We start from the raw sequence: 22,128 nt of genomic DNA, 5'->3' as shown, positions 1-22,128 counted from the left end.
ACAAGGCTCCCCTATGTTTTCAGCATTTACACGCTTGAGTTTAGTAACCCGAATTATCATCGCCATTATTTTAGGTGTATTGGTTGCTGTTGTTGCTCCTGGCGTTGCACCATATTTAAGTTTGCTTGGTGATTTATTCATTAAGGCATTGAAATCCGTAGCACCAATACTCGTATTTGTACTTGTGCTGTCATCCATTGCAAATTTCAAAGTTGGTAGCAGCAATGCATACATTAAACCAATTATGTTGATGTATGCTTTGGGCATGTTCTTTGCTGCACTCAGCGCAGTGATTGCAAGTATTTTTTTCCCAAGTACATTAATCCTTGATGTTGCTGCAGAAAATCTTGTTCCACCAGGCAGTCTTGCTGAAATTTTGAAAAACTTATTATTAAGTTTTGTGGCAAACCCTGTCACTGCTATTTCTGAAGCAAATTTCATTGGTATTTTGGCTTGGGCTGTTGCCTTAGGTATCGCATTCCGTCACGCATCGGACACGACGAAATCATTTTTATCTGATGCAGCTGAAGCGGTCAATAAAGTTATCCGTTTAGTAATTAACTTTGCTCCAATTGGTATTTTCGGTTTGGTTGCAGTTACCTTTGCAGATTCAGGTCTGAAAACACTGGTTAGCTACGCTCACCTATTGGCTGTGTTAATTGGCACTATGTTCTTTGTAGCATTGGTCATTAACCCAATGATGGTGGCGTTTATGACACGCTCAAATCCGTTCCCATTGGTATTCCAATGTTTACGTGAAAGTGGTATCACTGCCTTCTTTACACGTAGCTCTGCTGCCAACATTCCTGTGAACTTAGACCTTGCGAAGCGTCTAGGTGTACCTGAATCTACCGCAAGTGTTGCGATTCCTTTAGGTGCTGCGATCAACATGGCTGGTGCGTCAGTTACGATTACTGTTTTAACACTTGCTACAGTTAATACTTTAGGTATTTCTGTTGATTTCACAACGATGTTGATTTTATCTGTGGTCGCAACTGTGTCCTCTTGTGGTGCTTCTGGTGTTGCTGGTGGTTCATTGCTATTAATTCCAGTTGCATGTGGTTTGTTTGGTATTTCAAGCGATATCGCTATGCAAGTTGTTGCCATTGGTATGGTAATCAGTGTGCTACAAGACTCAACTGAAACTGCATTAAACTCTTCGACTGACGTATTATTTACTGCTGCAGTTGATCGTGGTTTAAGATAATATCCTGATATTGGATATATTTAAGGCGAAATTATGCCTTTTCAAACTTTACCGTTGTGGATACAACTCGGGGCTTTTTTTCTTGCAGTCAATGCGGGAATGATTAATGTACTCGGACTGGTGACCGTTTTACACCAGTCCGTTTCACACATGACTGGTAATGTCAGCATGTTGGCTATGGCGATCCTCGATTGGCAGCCTGCCACCATCATGTATTTAATACTGGTCTTAATGTGTTATGTAATCGGTTCATTTTATAGTGGGCTGATACTTGGAAATAGTCACTTCAGCTTAACACGCCGTTATGGTGTGCCTCTAAGCTTGGTGGCTTTTTTTATTGTCCTGTGTTGGCTACTTCTGCCCTTTTTCCCACGTTATGCATTACTGTGGGCATGTGTGGCAATGGGTGTACAAAATGCAATGGTCAGCCACTATAAAGGCACAATTATTCGCACCACACATCTATCGGGTGTACTGACAGATCTAGGTTTAGCTTTAGGTTATAAAGCACGCAGTTTAGAAGTCGAATCTAAGCGCGTCATTTTGCACTTACTCATTTTAATTGGATTTATTGTCGGCGGGTTACTTGCCAGTTGGCTTTATCCTTATTTAAAATTAAACGCATTCCTTATCCCTGCCGCATTAAGTTTAATCATGAGTGTGGTGTATTGGGTCATCTATTTTCATTATCGACATATACACGATTAGTTGGAACGTATTATGGTTAAAAATGCATTACAGGCGCAATTGCTTAAAGCAGGTCTGGTCGATAATAAAAAGGCAAAAAAATTGTCTAAACAAGCTGTACATGAAAAACGTACAGGTGAAAGCAATGAAGCTGAAATCAAAGCGAAAATCGAACAAGATCAGCAGCAAAAAATGGCAAAAGATCATGCCTTAGAGCAAGGTCGTAAAGCAGTTTTGCAAGAAAAAGAATTGAAAGCTGCCATCATGCAAATGATCAATCAGCACAAAATTCGCGATACCGATGGTGAGTCAACGTATCAATTCATTGATGATAGCAAAATCAAAAAAGTCTACATTAATCAGCAAATTTACAACGCGCTGGTTGCAGGTAGTCTTGTTATTGCACGTGAAAATTGTAGTTATGCTTTTTTACCAAAACCACTTGCAGATCGTATCAATGCGAAAATGGAAGGCTTTATCATTGTTAATAATTCAGAAAACAATGAACAAACAACGGATGAAGAAGATCCGTATGCAGCGTACGTCATTCCTGATGATTTAATGTGGTAATTTGCGATAATTTTCTTTAAATCAAATAAAAAGCTCCTTTCATAGGAGCTTTTTATTGTGTATTGAACGATGAGTTTAATTTAAAACTTCAGTGAGAAAATCCTGCAATATAACTTGAACGTCTGTAGATGATTGATCATCTAAAGCATTATTTAAATAAGACGGCCATTCGTCCAAATTATAAATTACAGTATTTAAAAATTTTGCACTTGGGATATCTTGTAGATGTTTTTTTGCCTCAATAATCTCTTCAGCGTCTGTCCCAATCGGTATTTTATTTAATACAATATAAATCTGTAATCCTGTATTAAATTGCTTTATCGCAATAGCCAAAGCTAACATCTCTTGGACTAACCGCGTATCTTGCTCCGTCAAACCTGTTGGAATAATTATTTTATTCGCATGTTTTAATACCGATCTTAGCGCATTGGAATCATGTCCATGAATATCAACAACAATATTGGCATAGTGGTTTTTCAAATGTTGAATACGTAAATCTAATGTATTGCTATCACTTTCTACTACATTGATATGTTCAAAACCGAGATGATTATTCTGTTGCATTGCCCACTCGTAATTGGCAGAACTTAGATCAGCATCCAATAGAATCGTCTTATTTAAAATTGATAAAGCCTGACTCAAATATTGCGCAATCGTTGTTTTTCCTGAGCCTCGTTTTAAACTTGTTACGACATAAATCCCCATAGTGTTCCCCTAAAGAACCAAATAAAAAAATTGAGTGAGAATTATTGATTATTATTTATTCACTCTTTTTTTATGATATTAAAATAAATTGATAGAAATGAATTTCAAACTTTGACTGTTAATTCATCGATATGGCTTTAAATTTGTTGAAACAACTATTTTCAAATATTGATCTTAGATTGGGTCACTTAGTTGTAATTATATGAATGACAAATGTAGCCAATCCGTAAAATTTGATTGTATAAATTTGCATATAAAATCTTCAATATTAGAATCTTATCAATTAATCAGTTTACACATTTAACGTTATTCAAATTTAAAGAAGGGTTATTTTGGAAAAATTTCAGTTTATACAAAATATTCAAGATTGGTCAGATCAATATCCATGGCTAGAAATGCTGAGTTCGCTTGGACTGGTATTAATTTTTGCCATTCTTGCAAACTTTATTGCCAAACAAATTGTTGTACGTGGTATTCGTAAATTGGTCTCAAAAATGACCTTTAGTCATAGCCAAATTTTGTCAGAACATAGTGTGATCAAACGCTTTGCCAATATTGTGCCCGCTATTGTGATATTGAATGGCATCACAACCGTTCCACATTTGTCGGATAAAGTTGAAACGGTAATTCAAATGGCCTGCCAAGCCTTTATTTTTCTAACCATTGCACTAGCAATCTCAGAATTACTCAATATTTTTAACCTGATTTACCAACGAAATCCGAAGTCTAGAAATAAGCCGATTAAAGGATATCTACAACTGGTCAAATTAATCATTTATATCGTATGTGGTTTGATGATTTTAGGTACTTTCTTGAAAAAGGACGTATTTACTTTATTGGCTGGTTTTGGTGCTATGGCCGCGGTATTAATGCTGGTCTTTCAAAATACAATTTTATCCTTGGTGGCATCCGTTCAAATTTCATCCTATGACATGGTGCGTATAGGTGACTGGATTGAGATGCCTTCTTTAAATGCGGATGGCGATGTCATTGATATGTCATTACATACTATTACGGTACAGAACTTTGATAAGACTTTCACCACAATTCCAACCAATAAATTGGTGACAGATACTTTTAAAAATTGGCGTGGTATGGCACAAGCTGGGGTGCGTCGAATTAAACGCTCAATTTATATTGACCAAAGCTCAGTGCATTTTATGACACAAGACGAGCAAAATAAGCTCAAGGATTTTTTATTACTCGACCAATATCTAGACACAAAACACGAAGAGTTGGCTCATTTCAATCAGCAACTTTCAAATCAATCGCAATATAATCAAAGACGTTTAACCAACTTAGGGACTTTTCGGGCCTATGTTGAGTTTTACTTAAAACAACATTCAGGCATTGCTCAGCACCAAACCATCTTGGTTCGCCAATTACAAAGTACCAGTCAAGGTCTACCGCTGGAAATTTATGCCTTTAGCAATACTATTGCATGGAAGGACTATGAAGCAATTCAATCGGATATTTTTGATCACCTCATTGCGATTATTCCTGAATTCGGCTTAAGTGTGTATCAAGCGCCTTCTGGTTCGGATTTTAAACAAATAAACCAATGGTCTGAATCGAGTCAACAGCCTTAATCTAAGGCTGTTCGTTTTCAAAAAAATTTAACAAATTGAATGAATATTCATTTTTCATGATTGATTGAACAATTTTGTTTTATATTCTTAATGTCTAGATTCATGCGCTATTTCTCACATTCATCTAAAAATCAAAAATATTTCAGCTAAAACTGTATACAAAACTGGTGTATTTTATATATTATTTGTAAACAAACGCATAAAAAAGCTTCTAAAATAGGAACTTGATCATGGAAGGTACCCCAAACCCTTCTCATAAATCAGTTAGAACACCATCAGAAATTTTGTTTGATTCAATGAATCAATCACCGGTTAAGCACACCCTAATAAAATCAGAAGCCTGCGATGTCCATAGCCGTGAACACATTGAAAATGCTCTACGCGATCCGATTGCACGTATACCGAGTCAATTTAAAAGCGCTTTCCATAAATTTTTATACTACAATCAAAAAAAATATTTACAGCAAGTAAATCATTTTGCTCAATTGGCGTTTTTAATTTATTTTTGGGCAGATCGATACGTTTTGCCGGATGTAGAAGTACTATCTGGTGTGATTCGAGTCATTGCAATTATTGGTGCGTTTGGACTTAACTTTTTTTTATTTAAATACATTCGGCGTATTCAGTTACTCGATATGGTTTTGCCTTATGCGACCTGTCTATCGGCTATACTATGGTTTGAAATTCTACTCAACTCCAGCAATGAAGCTGTATATACATATCAATATGCAGCCGTTATTTTGATTGTTTTAGGCAACCTTAGTATACAGGTACATTTTCGTCCGGCTTTACTCAGTTCTGCAATGATTACTGCGGCAGTTTTGTTTGGCGTCTGGCGTCTTAATGTCCTCAGTGACTTTATCATTTACCTATTTGTATATGTTCCCATCTTACTATTTAGTATTTATATATGCTGGAACAATACTTTAAATTCACGTAAGACATTCTTACGCGCACTGCTTGATGATTGGAATTATCATACATTACGTAAGTTAGCGCACACTGATGAACTGACTCAAATCAGTAACCGCCGTCATTTTGTGCAATCAGCCAATCGAAAAATTAGAGAGACACCGCATACGGTCAGCACCAGTTTACTAATTTTCGACGTCGATCATTTTAAACAGATTAATGACGCTTATGGTCATGACGTTGGTGATCAAGTCCTATGCTGTATTGCAGAAGTCGCTCGTCGAGAGATGCGACATAATGATATGTTAGCGCGTTTTGGCGGTGAGGAGTTTATTGTTCTACTACCCTATACTGTACAAGCTGATGCGCTAAAAATTGCAGAACGTCTACGCTATAAGATGGAACAACAATGTTTAAATATCAATGATCAAGAATTAACGTTCACAATTTCTGTAGGGGTTTCTAAATTGGATCCTAAACATCCGAAATTAGACCAACTTATTAAACATGCCGATATTGCTTTATATGAAGCCAAACACCAAGGCCGAAATTGTGTTGTTCATTACAACACTATGAATCAGAGTGAACAACTTGTATAAAACAACAAGTAAAACGACATGGTTTAACTGAATCGAATCAATTACACTCATCGGTATTGATCAAAGATTCGCTGTCTTAAAATACTAGGTTGTTTGCATGTTTAAATGGTTTGAAAATTTAGTCGATGCCTATCCAGAAAAAAATTTGCATCAGCCCTTGCCTACGAAATTTTTCCCCTTTGTTTGGCAAGCAGCATCTGGTGTAAAACGCTATTTACTCATATTGGTACTCTGTACCGCTGGTGTAGCTAGTTTTGAAGCCTTACTTTATTCAAAAATCGGTGAATTAGTAAATTGGCTTAGCCAATCACAGCCTGATACTTTTTTACAGCAGCATCAAACCAATTTAACCATTTTGGCCTGTATTTTACTGACCAATATCTTTTTCTCATGTCTACAAACCATTATTAAGCATCAAATTTTATACAGTACCTTCCCAATGCGTTTGCGTTGGAGATTTCACAATTTACTGTTAAAACAAAGTTTGGATTTTTTTCATAATGATTTTGCTGGTCGACTCTCTGCAAAAGTCATGCAAACCGCATTGGCCGTACGTGAATTTTGGATCATCTTGGGCGATATGGTTGCCTATGTGCTTATATATTTGATCTCTATTACGATTATTTTAGGTGCTATTTCGCCCCTTTTAATTATTCCCTTAATGTTGTGGTTGGCATTATTTATTGGTTCTGCAAGTTATTTTATTCCGCAGCTGAGTAAAGTTGCTAATGAACAAGCCAATGCACGCGCTGTCATGACAGGTCGTGTAACTGATGCCTATACCAATATTCAAACAGTAAAACTATTTGCTCATGCTGGTCGAGAAAGTCAGTATGCTAAATCATCCATGAAAGAGTTCATGACCACCGTCTACAAGCAAATGCGATTGGGTGCAAAATATAACATCACTACAAATTTGCTTACGATTGTTCTATATGGCGGAGTATTGGGAACTGCCATTTGGCTATGGATGAATGGCCAAGCTGAATTAGGCGTAATTGCTGCAGCGACCGCCATGATTTTAAAACTGAGCAGTATTTCAGAATTTATGATGTGGCAAACATCTGCTTTATTTGAAAATGTCGGCACAATTCAAGATGGCATGCAAACCATGGGACGCCGTATTAATATTCAAGATAAACCAGACGCTAAAGAATTAGTTGTGCCTCAAGGTGAAATAAAATTTGAAAATGTGAATTTTGCCTACAACGATAAAAACGTTATTGATCAATTTAACCTGACCATTCGCCCTGGTGAGAAGATTGGTATTGTGGGTCGCTCTGGCGCAGGTAAATCTACATTAATACAATTATTACTGCATTTTTATACTATTAACCAAGGTCGTATTTCGATTGATGGTCAAAATATAGAAGATGTGACACAGGATAGTTTGAGAAAAAGTATTGCACTAGTCACTCAAGATACCTCTCTTTTACATCGTACCGTCGAGGAAAATATTAAATATGGTCGTCCAAATGCGACGGATGAAGAAATGTATGAGGCTGTACGTAAAGCCAAGGCGGATGAGTTCATTCCACAATTAGTCGACTTACGTGGTCAACGTGGTTATGACGCATTTGTGGGTGAACGCGGTGTAAAACTTTCAGGTGGTCAACGTCAACGTATTGCCATAGCGCGAGTATTCCTTAAAGATGCACCAATTTTAATTTTAGATGAAGCAACCAGTGCCTTAGATTCAGAAGTTGAGGCGGCGATCCAATCTAGTCTAGATGATTTGATGCAAGGCAAAACCGTGATTGCAATTGCCCATCGCTTATCGACAATTGCACAAATGGATCGTCTTATTGTTTTGGATGAGGGAAAAATTGCTGAACAAGGTACACACGAAGAATTAGTTGCTTTAAATGGAATTTATGCACATTTATGGCAACGCCAGACTGGCGGATTTTTAATAGAACAACATAAACCTGAAGCAAAGGAAGATTAATACATGCTGTACTTGGAAGACTTAAAAGTAGGTGATCGTTTCGTCAGTCGTGAATATGAAATGGGTATTGATGAGATTAAGCAATTTGCAAATGCTTATGATCCGCAAGAATTTCATACAGATGAGGAAAAAGCTGAAAAACACCCTATTTTTAAAGGCTTGGCAGCAAGTGGCTGGCATACTGCAGCTGTCACCATGCGTCTTTGGACAGAATGTTTCCCTGTGGCTTATGGTTTGATTGGTTCCGAATCGAGTCTCCGCTGGCCACGACCAACACGGCCTGGAGATAAATTACATGCTGAAGTAGAAATTGTAGCAATTACGCCATCGAAAAGTAAAAACGATCGCGGCATCGTAAGTTATGTTACGCAGGCTTTGAATCAAAATGGCGATGTGCTGTTTATGTCGACCACAAAAATTGTTGTATTTAGTAAGACCTTCAAAGCGGAATAGTCAGTGAATTACAAGTACTTTACAAGTTAAAATTCAATCGATATAAAAGAAGCTAAGCAAAGTTTGTCCAACAATTTTTGTAGGATGCAACTTGATTTCATGCCAATATAGATTTGAACACAAGAAAAAACCTGCATTGCAACGGAACGCTATGAAAACAATTACTTCCCGTCAGGATCAGGGTATACCCGGCGTTTATGGATTGCTCCTTTTAGATGTTGTCTCACGTTGGGGCTACACCGCAGAGACATTATTTGAACCGTTTGGGCTCAATAGTGAGCAACTTGCTGAACCTGATTTTCGCATTCCGACAGCGATAGCCAACCAGTTAGTTGAGCATGCATTAAAGCTTACGGGTGAACCGACTCTAGGCTTTCACCTCGGGAATCAAATGCGTATTTCCATACATGGTTTTATTGGTTATGCCATTATGACTGCACGGGATATTACGGATGCCTTGGTTTTAGCAAACCGATTTATACAGTTACGTATGCCCTTTTTGCAATTGTTTTTTTCTACCTTTGGCAGTAAAGCGACTATTCAATTACAAACTGATGTCACCTTAGAACCCTTACGTACCGAAATATCTATTGCGTTGATTTTTGGCATGATCAGTATGGGAAAAGCCATTACCGGTGTTGATTATTCCGCCGGTGAAATAGACTTCGATTTCCCACAGCCAGAAGGTTTAGAACGTTTTATTGCAAAATATCCACGTCACCAGTTTAGATTTGATCAACCTCATCTATTACTCAGTTTTGATAAACAATATTTGGGGAATAAATTAGTTCATGCTGACCCTATTGCGAGTCAAATTGCGATTAACCAATGTGAAGCCGAACTTTCAGCCTTAGGTGAGCGTCATCGTATTGCGATGCGTGTACGAGATATATTAACCAATTCTGAACAACACTATCTAAGCATTGAAAGTGTTGCTGAACGTTTACATATGTCTGATCGAACTCTGAAAAGACAACTGGCTGCTGAAGGTACATCATTTTCGACTTTAGTGGATGAAGTTCGCTATCGGCATGCAACCTCACTATTGTCTCGTACAGACTTTACCCTTGAACAAATTGCAGATGAATTGGGCTATAGTGATGTTGCTAATTTTAGCCGTGCCTTCAAACGTTGGAGTGGTCGAAGCCCAAGCAATTGGCGTAAAGATCCGTACTTATAAGTCTTTTGTTTTGGATCAAAAGCATGTATAACTCATGCGAAAAATGAATTTAATGGATTTAAGGAGTTATCAATGAATCATCCTTCAGATTTGAAGTACGCAAGTACACATGAATGGGTGCGAATTGAAGGTGACCTCGTTGTTACTGGTATTTCTGATCATGCACAAGATGCCCTAGGTGATTTAGTCTATGTAGAAGCACCTGAAGTAGGTAAACACATTACTGCGGGTGAACAATCTGGTGTGGTTGAATCAGTAAAGACAGCATCTGATATTCATGCTCCGGTTTCTGGTGTTGTGGTTGAAGTAAACCCTGACCTTGAAGATGATCCGGATTTTGTCAATGATGCACCTTATAGCAAAGGCTGGATCTACAAAATTAAACCTGACAATATTGCAGATGTAGAGGCTTTACTTTCAAGCGAGCAATACGAAGCCGGTCTTTAAGTTCAAAGTATCAAATTGAATTTTAAAAAATCAGTCATTTCGACTGATTTTTTTATTATTAAAATAATTTCAGATAATCATATTTTGATATTTTTTTATTTTTTATTCATCATATAAATAAAATATGATAACTAATTATTACATTAGTTGACTTTTCATATATAATGGTTAAATTATATTCACCCCACCTTCATTTGTGTAATTCAAAAATAAGCTACCTCTTAGCATCCCTATAATCATAAGCACAGATAAGGTCTAAAGTATCTATACGCTGGTGCCCCATGACTGATTTCAATGCTGAAGCATTATGGAATAAATCATTTCTATTATGTTTAGCAAACAACTTGTTTCTATTCATCTTTTATTTTGCACAAACCACTATTCTACCGATTTATATTGTTAATGATTTAGGTGGTAGCTTGTCACAAGCTGGCCTTGCAATGACTCTATTTATGGCATCAGCAATTGCGATCAGACCATTTAGTGCCTTAATTATCGAAAAATTTGGCGCGAAAAAAACGCTTTATGTGTCTGAAACTATGTTTTGTTTATTCTGTTTTGCTTATTTATTTGCTGACAACATGAATTTTCTCATGGTGATTCGCTTCCTACACGGAATTTGGTTCAGTATTTTAACTACGGTAACGATCCCTATTGTAAATGACTTTATTCCAGCCAAACGTAAAGGTGAAGGTATGGGGTATTTCTTGGTCTCAATTAATTTAGGGATTGTGCTTGGACCATTAATCGGCTTGAGTTTAATCCAACATATTTCATTTGCTGCTGTATCGGCTATTTTGACGGCTTGTGTAGTGTTGGGCTATATCTTCTGTTTCTTTATTCCACTTGCCAATAAACCTCTGTCAACTGCTTCAGTAGAAAAGAAAAAGCTCAGCATAAATGATTTTATTGAATTTAAAGCCTTGCCTATTGCATTGATGGCAATGATGGTGTCTTTCTGTTATGCCAGCATTATGTCATTTATATCAACATTTGCAGAATCGAAACACTTATTGAGCTATGCTGGGCTGTTCTTTGCTGTATTTGCCATAGCAATGATGAGCTTACGTCCCTTTACTGGTAAAATTTATGACCGTAAAGGCCCGAGTTATGTCATTTATCCCGCATTGTTATTATTTGCTGCTGGCTTATTTGTACTGAGTCAGATCGAAAGCCTCACTGGCTTTATGTTTGCTGCCGTATTAATTGGTATGGGTTTTGGTTCAGCCCAACCATGTTTACAAACAATATCTATTCAACGTTCACCAAAACACCGTATTGGTCATGCAACATCGACATATTTCACTTGTTACGATTTAGGTATCGCGATTGGTTCATTGGCACTCGGCATGGTGATTAGTGATGCGGGTTATAGCTTGGCGTACATCATTTGTGCCCTTCTCATTCTTGTGAGCTTGGTTTATTACCGTTTGGTGATTGTTAAAAAAGCGGCTACTGCATAGACCGCATATTCCATAGAATAAAAAAGACCTAAAAATTTAGGTCTTTTTTTGTTCAGATTAAGCTTCTGTATTTTCACTCGCTTCTGCTTCTTCTTTTTTCTCTTCCACCATACTAAATCCCTGAGCTGCATTGGCAGAACTAGTCGCACGTGTACTCTTCAATTTAATCTGTAAACGAAGTTCGTTGGTCGAATCTGCATTTCGTAATGCTTCTTCATAGGAAATTGCACCATCGTTATATAAGTCAAACAAAGCTTGGTCAAATGTTTGCATTCCCAGTTCACGTGACTTCGCCATAATTGGCTTTAACTCATGAAAATCACCTTTTAAAATGAGATCGGACACCAATGGCGTATTCAGCATAATTTCAACTGCAGCGCGTCGTCCTTTACCATCTTCAGTCCGAATTAAACGCTGTGAAATAATCGCTTTCATGTTACAAGACAAGTCCATCAACAATTGATTTCGACGCTCTTCTGGGAAAAAGTTAATTATACGATCCAGAGTTTGATTGGCATTGTTTGAGTGTAACGTACCTAAACAAAGATGACCGGTTTCGGCAAAAGCAATCGCATGTTCCATGGTCTCGGTATCACGAATTTCACCAATTAAAATAACATCTGGAGCCTGACGTAAGGTATTTTTCAGTGCGTTATGCCAAGAATGGCAATCCACGCCAACCTCACGGTGAGTAATCATCGACTTTTTATGTTTATGTACGTATTCAACGGGATCTTCAACCGTGATAATATGACCCGCTGAATTTTCATTTCGGTAATCAATCATAGCTGCTAATGAGGTTGATTTACCTGAGCCAGTTCCACCAACTACTAAAACAAGCCCACGTTTTTCCATAATGACATGCTTTAAAGAAGCAGGTAATTGTAACTTTTCAAAATTTGGAATTTCAGCAGTAATGGTACGGATGACCATCCCAACGTGAAGCTGTTGTTGAAATACATTGACCCGAAAACGTGAAACATTCGGAACACTAATTGCAAAGTTGCATTCAAGCTCAGTCTCGAACTCTTTACGTTGCTTTTCATTCATTAAGCTATAAGCAAATAGCTTGGTTTTTTCAGCATTTAATTCTTGTTGTCCAAAGGGTTTCATTAAACCTTGATGCTTAATACTTGGTGGAAAATCCGCTGTAATAAATAAATCTGAGCCACCATATTCAACAACTTTAGTTAACATATGGAACATAAAACGACGTGCTTCTTCAAGCAGTTCAGCGGTATACATATTTCTCCCCAACGCATAGTTAATGCTTCAACTTCAAAACTGAATTATTATTTGTTTTGAATTTAATCACAGTTTATTGTGCATAAGAAAAACAAAATATACAAACTTAAATCATTGAATTAAATAATTTAATTATTTCCTAATGAGATATTTATCACACTTTTTGGTTCTTATTATTACATTGCTTAAAATTAACGTGGGTACAATGCGTATTTGAAATATTGCCCCAAGTACACATGTTTTTGGGGCATAAATTCATAATTCACTTTTAAAAGCTTTAGGCACTACGCTTTAAGCTCACAGTACGTAAATCATTGGCAATTTGCTGAATTAGAGTGGTTGTTTTATCCCAACCTAAACATCCATCAGTTACAGACTGTCCATAAGTCATATCACATGAAATTTTCTGATTTCCGTCCACCAAATGGCTTTCCAGCATTACACCACGAACATGTGTTTTTACTCTTTGAGCAACGATTGTGCGTAATACTTCGGGTTGTTTCAAAGGATCTTTATGACTATTACCATGACTACAGTCAATTACCAATGCAGGTAATTCGCCTTTGGCTTTTTCTCGAATTTTCTCGATTTCAGCCAATTGGTAATTTGGGCCAGAGTTTGAACCACGTAGAATTAAATGTGCTTTAGGATTACCCACAGAGTTTAATACACATGGTAAACCACTTTGGCTCATCCCCATGAATTGATGCGAATTTGACGCCGATTGAATCGCGTCGAGTGCAATTTGGATTGAGCCATCTGTACCATTTTTGAAGCCAATGCTATACGGCATATGACTTGAAATTTCACGGTGAATTTGTGATTCACTCGTACGAGCTCCAATTGCACCCCATGCTAACAAATCATTGAAGTATGCTGTCGCCATAGGACTTAAAATTTCAGAAGCAATCGGCAAGCCTTTTTCTATAATTTGTAGGTAAAGCTCACGTGACTTTTCTAAACCAAGTTGCATATTCGATGAGCCATCTAAAGTTGGGTCATACATATAACCTTTCCAGCCTACAGTGGTACGAGGTTTTTCAATATATGTACGCATTACGAGGAAAATCTGGTCAGAAACTTGTGCTTGGAGTTCAATTAATTTTTCAGCATATTCTAGTGCTGCGATAGGATCGTGTATTGAGCATGGCCCAGTGATAACCATGAGACGCGGATCAACGCCATTTAATATATTTTCTATGGTTGTTCTATGTTGTTCAATCTGTGCTGCTAAGTTCGCTGATAATGGGAGTTGTTTTTTCAGCTGATGCGGCAAACTTAAAATCGTTTCTGTTGACGAAGTTGTAGTCGCTTGAGTTTGTTGTAAAGCAGTATTTAAAGCATTCATTGATTATTTCCTTTGGACTGTTTCTATGACAGTCCGATCTTTTATCTGAGCGTTGTGGGACTTAGGGATTGCAAGGCATTAGACATAGACTGACTAAAGTAAAACCAATAAGAGTTGCTAAAATATGAAACGTTTAATGTGTACATGTGAATTCTCCAAAAAATATATAAAAATCAAGGCATAAAAAAACCTGACCAGGGTTGCCGATCAGGTATAAACTTGGTGGGCAACCATTTCTTTGCCCGAATGCATTCAGGCAATTATCTAAATTGCCAAAAATAATACGATGCGTTAGAAGAAACTGGCTGCTTAATCATTTTGATTTCATCAAAAAAAGTTGCTTGTCTGTAATTTAAAATACGCTGTATTCATTACTTTGACAATAGCTTTTTAAAAAATATTTACATTCAATCTCCAATATTTACAGCTTTAAAACACTCTATTCAATTTGAAAAAAATTGATTAAAAAAACAACTTTCGCTAAAATTTGAAAATGTGTCAGTCAAATTATGACTTTCCCTTTCTGTCCCATTCGAGTATCTGCCAATGAAGTAAGTCCTGTTTTTCTCATCATTAATTTTTCCATTTTTATGATGTGCAAACACATGACGAATAGCTTCATCACACGTTGAATATTTTGAGTTATTTTCTTATTTTTTATAAAAATTAGTTATTGTTTTTGCACACTTTTGCTATCGCAAGGTGCACGTATGACTCAATCCACATGTATTGTGAGTAAGCTCAGTTTAGAGTTTTCATCAAAAACATTATTCAAAAATCTTCAATTGAATCTAGCTAAACAACAGTTATCCGCTTGTATTGGGCGCAATGGTTTAGGTAAATCTTTAATTCTACAAATTTTACATTTTCAAAGTGTCCATGATATTCCCTATGAAGGAGAAGTTTCATGGCAAATGCCGCATGCTTATCTATCTCAATTTTCAAGGCTTCAAGCCGATACCATTGCAAATGCATTAGGTGTAGACCCGTTATACCAAGCTTTTCAGCGTATTGAATCTGGTATCGGTCGTTTTGAAGATTTTGAAATGACTGAACATCAATGGCATTTACCGCTACTGTGGCAACAACAGTTATTAAAAGCAAATCTTCCGACACAATTAGATTACCCAATTTCATGCCTAAGTGAAGGTCAAAAGACCAAATTAGCGCTGTGTGCCCTTTTTGTGAAAACTGATCACTATTTACTCCTTGATGAGCCCAGTAATCATCTAGATTATGCATCACGTCTATGGTTAATTGATTGTTTAAAAGCACATTCTTCAGGTGCATTAATCGTTACTCATGACAGAGCATTGCTACAACATGCAGCTCATATTTACGCGCTCAATGAGCATGGTATGTCAAGCTTTTGTGGCAGCTATACTGATTATACTCAACAACTTAACCTACAAAATTCGGCTCTTGAACGCCATGTTCTATAACAAAAGCTTGATTTAAAACAATTGAAAAGACAACAGCATGAAATAAAAGTTAAAACACAAAAAAGAGTGCAACAAGGACAACAACTTCGTTGCTCAAAATCTCAAGCTAAAGTGCTACTCGACTTTAAAAAAGAGCAGGCAGGCCAAAGCTTATCTACCATTCAAACTCAGCAAAAAAAGCAACTAGAGGAAAAGAAATCGCGAATTTTAAACACTCAAAAGCAGCTCGAGCAGTTCAAAAATCAGCAATTTTACTTAAATCATCATGCAAGTAAATCAGGTGAAATTTTAAGAGTAAATAATTTCAAGCTGCCACAAACCAAACATAAGCCTATTCATTTTGGACTGATGTCGGGTGAAAAAATCCATTTACGAGGCAGCAATGGAATTGGTAAATCAAGATTTTTAAGTTTTTTAAATCAATATAATGCACAATTGAATTCAGATATTTATTTATGTGTCAGCACACTTTTTTTAGATCAAAATTTTAGTCAGCTAAAGTCCGAATTGAGTGTTTTAGACAATTTGGCAAAGTTCAATCCTAAAATTTCTTCAACAGAATGGCGAAATCAGCTCGGTCAACTCAGAATTCGGGGAGATAAATCAGAACTTCCAATCCAATGTTTAAGCGGTGGTGAGCGATTAAAAGTAGCTTTACTGGGTTTAAGTTTTTATCCCGTAAATATTGAGTTATTGCTTTTAGATGAACCAGAAAATCATTTAGATATTGAATCTAGAGACCTATTGGCGAATGCTATCAAAAACTATTCAGGTGCTGTCATTTTGGTTTCGCATGATGCTGAATTTGTTCAGGCTTGTGGAATTCAAAACTATGTTGAAATTGAAGATTCAAAAGAATAGCTCTTACGCTATTCTTCATCAGATACATAAGTAATAAAAATACCGAGTATGTACAACACACTCGGGTTAACTAAAAATAGATCTATCTTATTTAGATAAATTTAGATGAATGATGCAATTTATACATTCATGCTTTGATGCCTATAAACCTATTTTATTTAATAATTGATTTTTCAGGCTCTGTTGAAACTTGGTTGAACGTTCTTTAAGTTCCGAACGCCAATCATTTGGTAACGAACACTTAGCGAGTTTTACCCAAACGCTTGCGAACTGTTTCATAAAACTTGCCTCATTATAATGGATACCGTATTCCGCGCAGAGTGCTTTAATCTTAGGTGCAGCTTCAGCATAACGATTTGCAGGCATATCCGGAAATAAATGGTGTTCAATCTGATGGCTTAAGTTACCACTTAAAATATGTAGCCATTGCGTTCCGCTAAAGTTACTTGAACCACGGATTTGACGTAAATACCATTCTGCACGAGTTTCATTGTCAATATTGTCCATTTCAAAATTTTCAGCGTCTTCAGTGAAATGACCATTAAATATGACTGCTGAAGCCCACAAGCTACGAATGACATTCGCTACTGCATTACCAGCAAACACTGGAATCGCATTCGGCCCTGCAATCAATGGAAAAAATACATAATCTTTCACGACTTGACGTTTAATTTTTTGACGTACATCCGTCGCATCTTTCCAGACCTCCTTCCACGTTTTGGTCCTGTAGATCAGAACATCTTCTAAATGTAAGCGCTGTATACCGACATACCATTCAAAAAACACCATCAGTTGTATTGCAAGTGGAATATTAAATAGAAAACGCGGCTCCCATTTTTGCGCTTCACTGACACGTACGAGCCCATAGCCAACATCATGATCCATGCCGACGATATTGGTATAAGTGTGATGTACATAGTTGTGGGTATATTTCCAATCTTGACCTGTCGCAATGGTATCCCAGTCATAATTCGCGCCACTTAAACTTGGGTCATTTAGCCAGTCAAACTGACCATGCATTACATTGTGGCCAAGCTCCATATTTTCTACAATTTTAGACACACCGAGTAAGCCAGTGCCAAATAACCACACAGGCGGAATCCAGCCCCCGAACATCAACATGCTGCGCGAGGCAATTTCACTATAACGTACAAAGTTTCGTATTTTATAAATATAGGCTGCGTCTTTTTCACCAACACTGTCCATAATGTCACGGCGGATTTGCTCGACTTTTGCGCCAAATTCTTCCACTTGCTCAGATGATAGATAACGTGATTTGCTGTTTTGATGCACGCTGTGATCTATATGTTTCACTGACTGATTCATGGTATTTCCCCCTGTTTCTTTTAATTCTTCGTTGTTGATTTAGAGCTGAATACGTACTGGGCTGATTGCCTGAGAAATACACAGTTTAATTTGGGTATTGTTGGCATGATCAATCTCACCTGTAAGCAAGTTTTTAACTGAACCTTGCTGTTTGGTACACGAACAAGTATTACAAATACCCATACGACAACCATGCGCGGGTTTTAGTCCCGCACGTTCTGCACTTTCTAGTAGATTGCCTGTAGCCATGAAGTCTTGTTGCGCCAAGCTAAAGGTCACAGCTTGCGCTTCCACAGTTTCATCAACTTGCAGTTGGAAAAATTCAGTTTTTAGTTGATTGAGCAAACCCTGTTCCGCATAAATTTGCTGAATACTTTGCATCATTGCATTTGCACCACATGCATAAGTCTCACGCTCAACATAGTTAGGAACCATATGCTGTAGTAGTTCTTTGCTTAAATGCATCGGGGTCTTTAATGTATTAACTGCATGAAAATTTAAATTTTTACTTTTTTCAATTAAAGCTTTGATTTGGCTGTAATAAGCATCATCACGGCTAAAATATATAAGATCGACAATACGGTTTTGTGAAGCCAACTGCTTTAATAAAGCAAAAATAGAAGTTATGCCACTGCCAGATGCCAGTAGTAAAACAGGTTTATCAGCAGATGAAGTCAAAGCAAAATCACCTTGGGGCTGTGATAATTCCACAATGTCGCCCTGTCTAAGTTGGCTTAATACATTCGAAACTTTACCTTGCTTTTTGACTGCAATGACCACATGCCCCTGGGGATTGATTTCTACAATACTGTAACTACGTTGATGACGTACGCCAGCATGTACAACGGTAACCAGAACGCATTGGCCTGGAATATACTGTTGAGCATTGAAATTGTGGTTGGGTTGAAAACTCAGCTCGTAAAATTCTTGCCCTATTTTACGCTGCGTCACTAACTGTGCTTTTACTTTTTTATATGCCCAGATTGCATCAAATTTTTCTGCAATAAAATCAATAAAATCTTCCCGGATCCATTCTGGCTTATAGTTCATTGTTGTCATAATTACCTCGCTCAATGTTTAATATACATTTGTTCATTAACTTAGGGCTACATTAAATTTTGACAGCCAAGCTCTCCATGTGAATATAGGACAAAAATTATCATTTGGCATTTTTCATCATTTTTTGTCTAACAATGTGTCACTTTATGCAAATCCAAATTTTTACTTTTGCAATTTTTTCAATCACATAAAAAACTAGGCCTCAGCCTAGTTTTTTCATACATAAGATGATTAATTTGTACTTACATTTTTATAGAACAAATTATCTAAAATTTAATCTTCAAAATGTACAACTGAACGAATAGATTTACCTTCATGCATCAGGTCAAAAGCTTCGTTAATTTTGTCTAGTCCCATAGTATGAGTTACAAATGGTTCTAGTTTGATGTCACCATTCATTGCCTCTTCAACCATACCAGGCAATTGTGAACGACCTTTCACACCACCAAATGCAGTTCCTTTCCATGTACGACCTGTTACAAGTTGGAATGGGCGAGTCGAAATTTCCTGGCCTGCACCCGCTACGCCAATGATGACAGATTGTCCCCAACCACGATGCGCACATTCGAGCGCAGAACGCATTACATTTGTATTGCCAATACATTCAAATGAATGATCTACACCCCAACCTGTCATTTCAACAATAACTTCTTGTACAGGACGATCCTGGTCTTTTGGATTAACAAAGTCTGTAGCACCAAACTCTTCAGCCAACTTGAATTTTTCAGGATTGGTATCTACTGCAATAATTCGACCAGCTTTGGCTTTTTTCGCACCTTGAACCACAGCCAAGCCAATACCACCTAAGCCAAATACAGCAACTGAGTCACCTTCTTGTACCTTAGCTGTATTTTTTACTGCGCCTAAACCTGTAGTTACGCCGCAGCCTAATAAGCAGACATGTTCATGATTTGCTTCAGGGTTAATTTTCGCTAAAGAAACTTCGGCTACAACGGTATATTCAGAGAAAGTTGAACAACCCATATAATGGTAAATTGGTTGACCATTATAAGAAAAACGTGTCGTACCATCTGGCATTAAACCTTTACCTTGTGTCGCACGAACAGAGACACACAGGTTGGTCTTACCAGATTTACAGAATAAACATTCGCCACATTCTGCAGTGTACAAAGGAATAACGTGATCGCCCGGCTGCACAGAAGTTACACCTTCACCTACTTCAACCACAACACCTGCGCCTTCGTGGCCCAATACTGCTGGGAAAACACCTTCAGGATCATCACCTGATAATGTAAATGCATCGGTATGGCACACACCGGTGTGGCTAATTTTAACCAATACTTCACCAGCTTGCGGCGGTGCAACGTCAATTTCAACAATTTCTAATGGCTGACCTGGACCAAAAGCTACGGCTGCACGTGATTTCATGTCTAAAACTTCCTGTAGAGCTGATATTAACAGATGAGCTACAGTAACCTCTTTTTAAGCATGGATACAACCTTAAAACATGATGTTATGATGATTTTATAATGATTTAATAACCTTAAAATAATGATGCAGATACGAGCAATTCAAGGTGTATTCGGTTTGGGACTTACGTTCAGCATAATGACGGGATGCACTTTGCCACCTAATCAAGCTAAACCAGAGAATACCATTCAACCACATGCCAAAAATTGGATTGGAAGCCAAATTCAAAATGATCGGATTGAACAAGGCTTAACAGCTTATTTAGCATTAGACGATGCATTCCTGAGCATTGCATCGCGCTTGCACTTAATTCGTAATGCACAACACTCGCTCGACCTTCAATATTACATTTGGGAAAACGATTCCATTGGGCATTTAATGCTAAGGGAATTACTTCAAGCTGCTGACCGTGGCGTTAAAGTTCGCTTGTTAATTGATGATCAAAATGGCACAAAGCTTGACGACACCCTAAAGGTACTCGCATTACATCCCAATATTTCTATTAAATTATTCAATCCATATAAATTTCGACATTTACGTGTCATTGATTACGCTTTTCGGTTGAAACATATCAATCACCGCATGCATAACAAATTAATTGTTGCAGATGGTTTTGTCGCAGTAACCGGTGGACGAAATATCAGCAACGAATATTTTGACGCCAGTGAAAGTTTTCAATTTACTGATCTAGATATCCTGTTTTTAGGTAAAGTCGTTCAAGAAGCAAATTCATCTTTTCATCAATTTTGGAATGATAAACTAAGTTTTTCTGTAGAACAGCTCATTGGTAGTGGCCAAAAGCAAGACCTAGAAAGACTTAAATTGAAATACGTTGAAGATGGTCAAAATATTAATCCTGATGAAAAACGCATTGAATACGCGCAGCAAGAATTGGCTGATAAATTAAAACTCAGACCGATTAATTGGGCCAAAGCTCATTTTGTAGCAGACACACCCAATAAGATACGTGGTGAAGCTAAATCTGAAGAACTGATCTATACACAATTTTTTAAATTAATGGGTCAACCCAAAGAACGCTTAGAATTGGTTTCGGCCTACTTTGTTCCAACACAAAAAGGTACAGACTATTTAACTAGTCTTCCAAAGAAAAATGTCAAAGTGAGAGTTTTGACGAATTCATTTTTGGCTAATGACGTGGCTTTGGTTCATGCATTTTATAAAAATTATCGTCAAGATTTGCTAAAAAGTGGTGTCGAACTATATGAGTTTAAACCCTATATCGAGCGTACAAGACGCACGTGGTATGAAGTAATGACAGGTAATATTATTCCTGCCAAGGGTAAAAATACCTCTAGTTTACACGCCAAATTTTTTGATATAGATGGCATGGTATTTATCGGCTCATTCAACTTTGACCCACGTTCTGCAAATTTAAATACCGAAGTTGGTTTAGTGATTCAATCTGATAAATTACAAGATGAAATTTCCAAGTCACTGGATCATTATTTACCGCAAATAGCTTACGAATTAAAATTAGATCAAAATGGTCAAATCAACTGGTTAGACCATAAATCAGATGGCAGTATCACTACTTATACACATGATCCGGAAACAACAAAATTTCAACGTTTTAGTATGAAAGCTGTTTCATACCTTCCAATTGAATGGATGATGTAATTGCATTTAAATTACAAA

At 37.2% G+C, this 22,128-nt stretch carries 17 protein-coding genes and 1 pseudogene; 12 read left to right on the top strand and 6 right to left on the bottom strand.

Annotated features, from left to right (window positions below; translation table 11 throughout):
- Positions 1–13 precede the first annotated feature (13 nt).
- The 3 genes from sstT to A9J31_RS12740 are packed head-to-tail and all read left to right on the top strand — an operon-like array spanning position 14 to position 2,464.
- Positions 14–1,207, top strand: coding sequence for a serine/threonine transporter SstT (gene sstT, locus A9J31_RS12750; RefSeq protein WP_067766561.1), 1,194 nt, complete (start codon positions 14–16; stop codon positions 1,205–1,207).
- A gap of 33 nt (positions 1,208–1,240) precedes the next feature.
- Complete coding sequence (locus A9J31_RS12745) at positions 1,241–1,915, top strand: YoaK family protein (RefSeq protein WP_067766558.1); 675 nt, start codon at positions 1,241–1,243, stop codon at positions 1,913–1,915.
- Positions 1,916–1,927: 12 nt separating this feature from the next.
- A complete protein-coding gene (locus tag A9J31_RS12740) occupies positions 1,928–2,464 on the top strand; it encodes a DUF2058 domain-containing protein (RefSeq protein ID WP_067766556.1) in 537 nt (178 codons plus the stop codon).
- Positions 2,465–2,539: 75 nt separating this feature from the next.
- Here A9J31_RS12740 and A9J31_RS12735 read toward each other — a convergent pair whose 3' ends face one another.
- Entirely contained in the window at positions 2,540–3,169 is a 630-nt protein-coding gene (locus A9J31_RS12735) for a nucleotide-binding protein (protein ID WP_067766553.1), read from the bottom strand.
- A 332-nt stretch (positions 3,170–3,501) separates the two neighbouring features.
- On the opposite strand from A9J31_RS12735, the gene A9J31_RS12730 reads away from it, so the two are divergent.
- From A9J31_RS12730 to A9J31_RS12700, 7 genes are all read left to right on the top strand, one after another.
- Positions 3,502–4,758, top strand: a complete 1,257-nt coding sequence (locus tag A9J31_RS12730; RefSeq protein WP_067766550.1) for a mechanosensitive ion channel family protein — start codon at positions 3,502–3,504, stop codon at positions 4,756–4,758.
- Positions 4,759–4,988: 230 nt separating this feature from the next.
- On the top strand, positions 4,989–6,269 hold the full coding sequence (locus A9J31_RS12725; RefSeq protein WP_067766547.1) for a GGDEF domain-containing protein: 1,281 nt from the start codon (positions 4,989–4,991) through the stop codon (positions 6,267–6,269).
- 97 nt (positions 6,270–6,366) lie between these two features.
- Positions 6,367–8,217 carry an ABC transporter ATP-binding protein gene (locus A9J31_RS12720; RefSeq protein WP_067766544.1) on the top strand — a complete coding sequence of 617 codons (1,851 nt, stop codon included), beginning with the start codon at positions 6,367–6,369 and terminating at the stop codon, positions 8,215–8,217.
- 3 nt (positions 8,218–8,220) lie between these two features.
- A complete protein-coding gene (locus A9J31_RS12715; protein WP_067766541.1) occupies positions 8,221–8,670 on the top strand; it encodes a MaoC family dehydratase in 450 nt (149 codons plus the stop codon).
- Between the two features lie 151 nt (positions 8,671–8,821).
- Complete coding sequence (locus A9J31_RS12710) at positions 8,822–9,850, top strand: AraC family transcriptional regulator (RefSeq protein WP_067766539.1); 1,029 nt, start codon at positions 8,822–8,824, stop codon at positions 9,848–9,850.
- A gap of 72 nt (positions 9,851–9,922) precedes the next feature.
- Complete coding sequence (gene gcvH, locus A9J31_RS12705) at positions 9,923–10,297, top strand: glycine cleavage system protein GcvH (RefSeq protein WP_067766536.1); 375 nt, start codon at positions 9,923–9,925, stop codon at positions 10,295–10,297.
- 281 nt (positions 10,298–10,578) lie between these two features.
- A complete protein-coding gene (locus tag A9J31_RS12700; protein ID WP_067766533.1) occupies positions 10,579–11,760 on the top strand; it encodes an MFS transporter in 1,182 nt (393 codons plus the stop codon).
- A 57-nt stretch (positions 11,761–11,817) separates the two neighbouring features.
- Here A9J31_RS12700 and A9J31_RS12695 read toward each other — a convergent pair whose 3' ends face one another.
- Together A9J31_RS12695 and A9J31_RS12690 are read right to left on the bottom strand one after the other, a co-directional pair.
- Positions 11,818–13,005: a PilT/PilU family type 4a pilus ATPase gene (locus A9J31_RS12695; protein ID WP_067766530.1), complete on the bottom strand. Its 1,188-nt coding sequence runs from the start codon at positions 13,003–13,005 to the stop codon at positions 11,818–11,820.
- Positions 13,006–13,282: 277 nt separating this feature from the next.
- Positions 13,283–14,353, bottom strand: a complete 1,071-nt coding sequence (locus A9J31_RS12690; protein WP_067766527.1) for a 3-deoxy-7-phosphoheptulonate synthase — start codon at positions 14,351–14,353, stop codon at positions 13,283–13,285.
- A gap of 710 nt (positions 14,354–15,063) precedes the next feature.
- On the opposite strand from A9J31_RS12690, the pseudogene A9J31_RS12685 reads away from it, so the two are divergent.
- Positions 15,064–16,656, top strand: a pseudogene (locus A9J31_RS12685) (ATP-binding cassette domain-containing protein).
- Between the two features lie 141 nt (positions 16,657–16,797).
- Here the strand turns inward: A9J31_RS12685 and A9J31_RS12680 are convergent.
- The 3 genes from A9J31_RS12680 to A9J31_RS12670 all read right to left on the bottom strand — a co-directional run bounded on the left by A9J31_RS12680 (position 16,798) and on the right by A9J31_RS12670 (position 20,430).
- Complete coding sequence (locus tag A9J31_RS12680; RefSeq protein ID WP_067766524.1) at positions 16,798–17,982, bottom strand: fatty acid desaturase family protein; 1,185 nt, start codon at positions 17,980–17,982, stop codon at positions 16,798–16,800.
- A gap of 39 nt (positions 17,983–18,021) precedes the next feature.
- Positions 18,022–19,041, bottom strand: a complete 1,020-nt coding sequence (locus A9J31_RS12675; protein WP_067766521.1) for a flavin reductase family protein — start codon at positions 19,039–19,041, stop codon at positions 18,022–18,024.
- Positions 19,042–19,314: 273 nt separating this feature from the next.
- Positions 19,315–20,430, bottom strand: coding sequence for an S-(hydroxymethyl)glutathione dehydrogenase/class III alcohol dehydrogenase (locus tag A9J31_RS12670; RefSeq protein ID WP_067766518.1), 1,116 nt, complete (start codon positions 20,428–20,430; stop codon positions 19,315–19,317).
- A gap of 126 nt (positions 20,431–20,556) precedes the next feature.
- Between A9J31_RS12670 and A9J31_RS12665 the strand changes: the two genes are divergently transcribed.
- On the top strand, positions 20,557–22,110 hold the full coding sequence (locus tag A9J31_RS12665; RefSeq protein ID WP_067766999.1) for a phospholipase D family protein: 1,554 nt from the start codon (positions 20,557–20,559) through the stop codon (positions 22,108–22,110).
- Positions 22,111–22,128 lie beyond the last annotated feature (18 nt).

This window comes from Acinetobacter gandensis (assembly GCF_001678755.1).
Classification (GTDB): domain Bacteria; phylum Pseudomonadota; class Gammaproteobacteria; order Pseudomonadales; family Moraxellaceae; genus Acinetobacter; species Acinetobacter gandensis.
The sequence above is the reverse complement of the archived record's forward strand: the minus strand, read 5'-3'. Positions and strand labels throughout refer to the sequence as shown.

Coding starts and splice junctions, on each gene's coding strand:
- A9J31_RS12680 (WP_067766524.1), bottom strand. CDS start 17,982: ATGAATCAGTCAGTGAAACATATAGATCACAGCGTGCATCAAAACAGC.
- A9J31_RS12740 (WP_067766556.1), top strand. CDS start 1,928: ATGGTTAAAAATGCATTACAGGCGCAATTGCTTAAAGCAGGTCTGGTC.
- A9J31_RS12675 (WP_067766521.1), bottom strand. CDS start 19,041: ATGACAACAATGAACTATAAGCCAGAATGGATCCGGGAAGATTTTATT.
- A9J31_RS12700 (WP_067766533.1), top strand. CDS start 10,579: ATGACTGATTTCAATGCTGAAGCATTATGGAATAAATCATTTCTATTA.
- A9J31_RS12725 (WP_067766547.1), top strand. CDS start 4,989: ATGGAAGGTACCCCAAACCCTTCTCATAAATCAGTTAGAACACCATCA.
- A9J31_RS12665 (WP_067766999.1), top strand. CDS start 20,557: ATGCAGATACGAGCAATTCAAGGTGTATTCGGTTTGGGACTTACGTTC.
- A9J31_RS12690 (WP_067766527.1), bottom strand. CDS start 14,353: ATGAATGCTTTAAATACTGCTTTACAACAAACTCAAGCGACTACAACT.
- A9J31_RS12710 (WP_067766539.1), top strand. CDS start 8,822: ATGAAAACAATTACTTCCCGTCAGGATCAGGGTATACCCGGCGTTTAT.
- A9J31_RS12715 (WP_067766541.1), top strand. CDS start 8,221: ATGCTGTACTTGGAAGACTTAAAAGTAGGTGATCGTTTCGTCAGTCGT.
- A9J31_RS12745 (WP_067766558.1), top strand. CDS start 1,241: ATGCCTTTTCAAACTTTACCGTTGTGGATACAACTCGGGGCTTTTTTT.
- sstT (WP_067766561.1), top strand. CDS start 14: ATGTTTTCAGCATTTACACGCTTGAGTTTAGTAACCCGAATTATCATC.
- A9J31_RS12720 (WP_067766544.1), top strand. CDS start 6,367: ATGTTTAAATGGTTTGAAAATTTAGTCGATGCCTATCCAGAAAAAAAT.
- A9J31_RS12670 (WP_067766518.1), bottom strand. CDS start 20,430: ATGAAATCACGTGCAGCCGTAGCTTTTGGTCCAGGTCAGCCATTAGAA.
- gcvH (WP_067766536.1), top strand. CDS start 9,923: ATGAATCATCCTTCAGATTTGAAGTACGCAAGTACACATGAATGGGTG.
- A9J31_RS12735 (WP_067766553.1), bottom strand. CDS start 3,169: ATGGGGATTTATGTCGTAACAAGTTTAAAACGAGGCTCAGGAAAAACA.
- A9J31_RS12695 (WP_067766530.1), bottom strand. CDS start 13,005: ATGTATACCGCTGAACTGCTTGAAGAAGCACGTCGTTTTATGTTCCAT.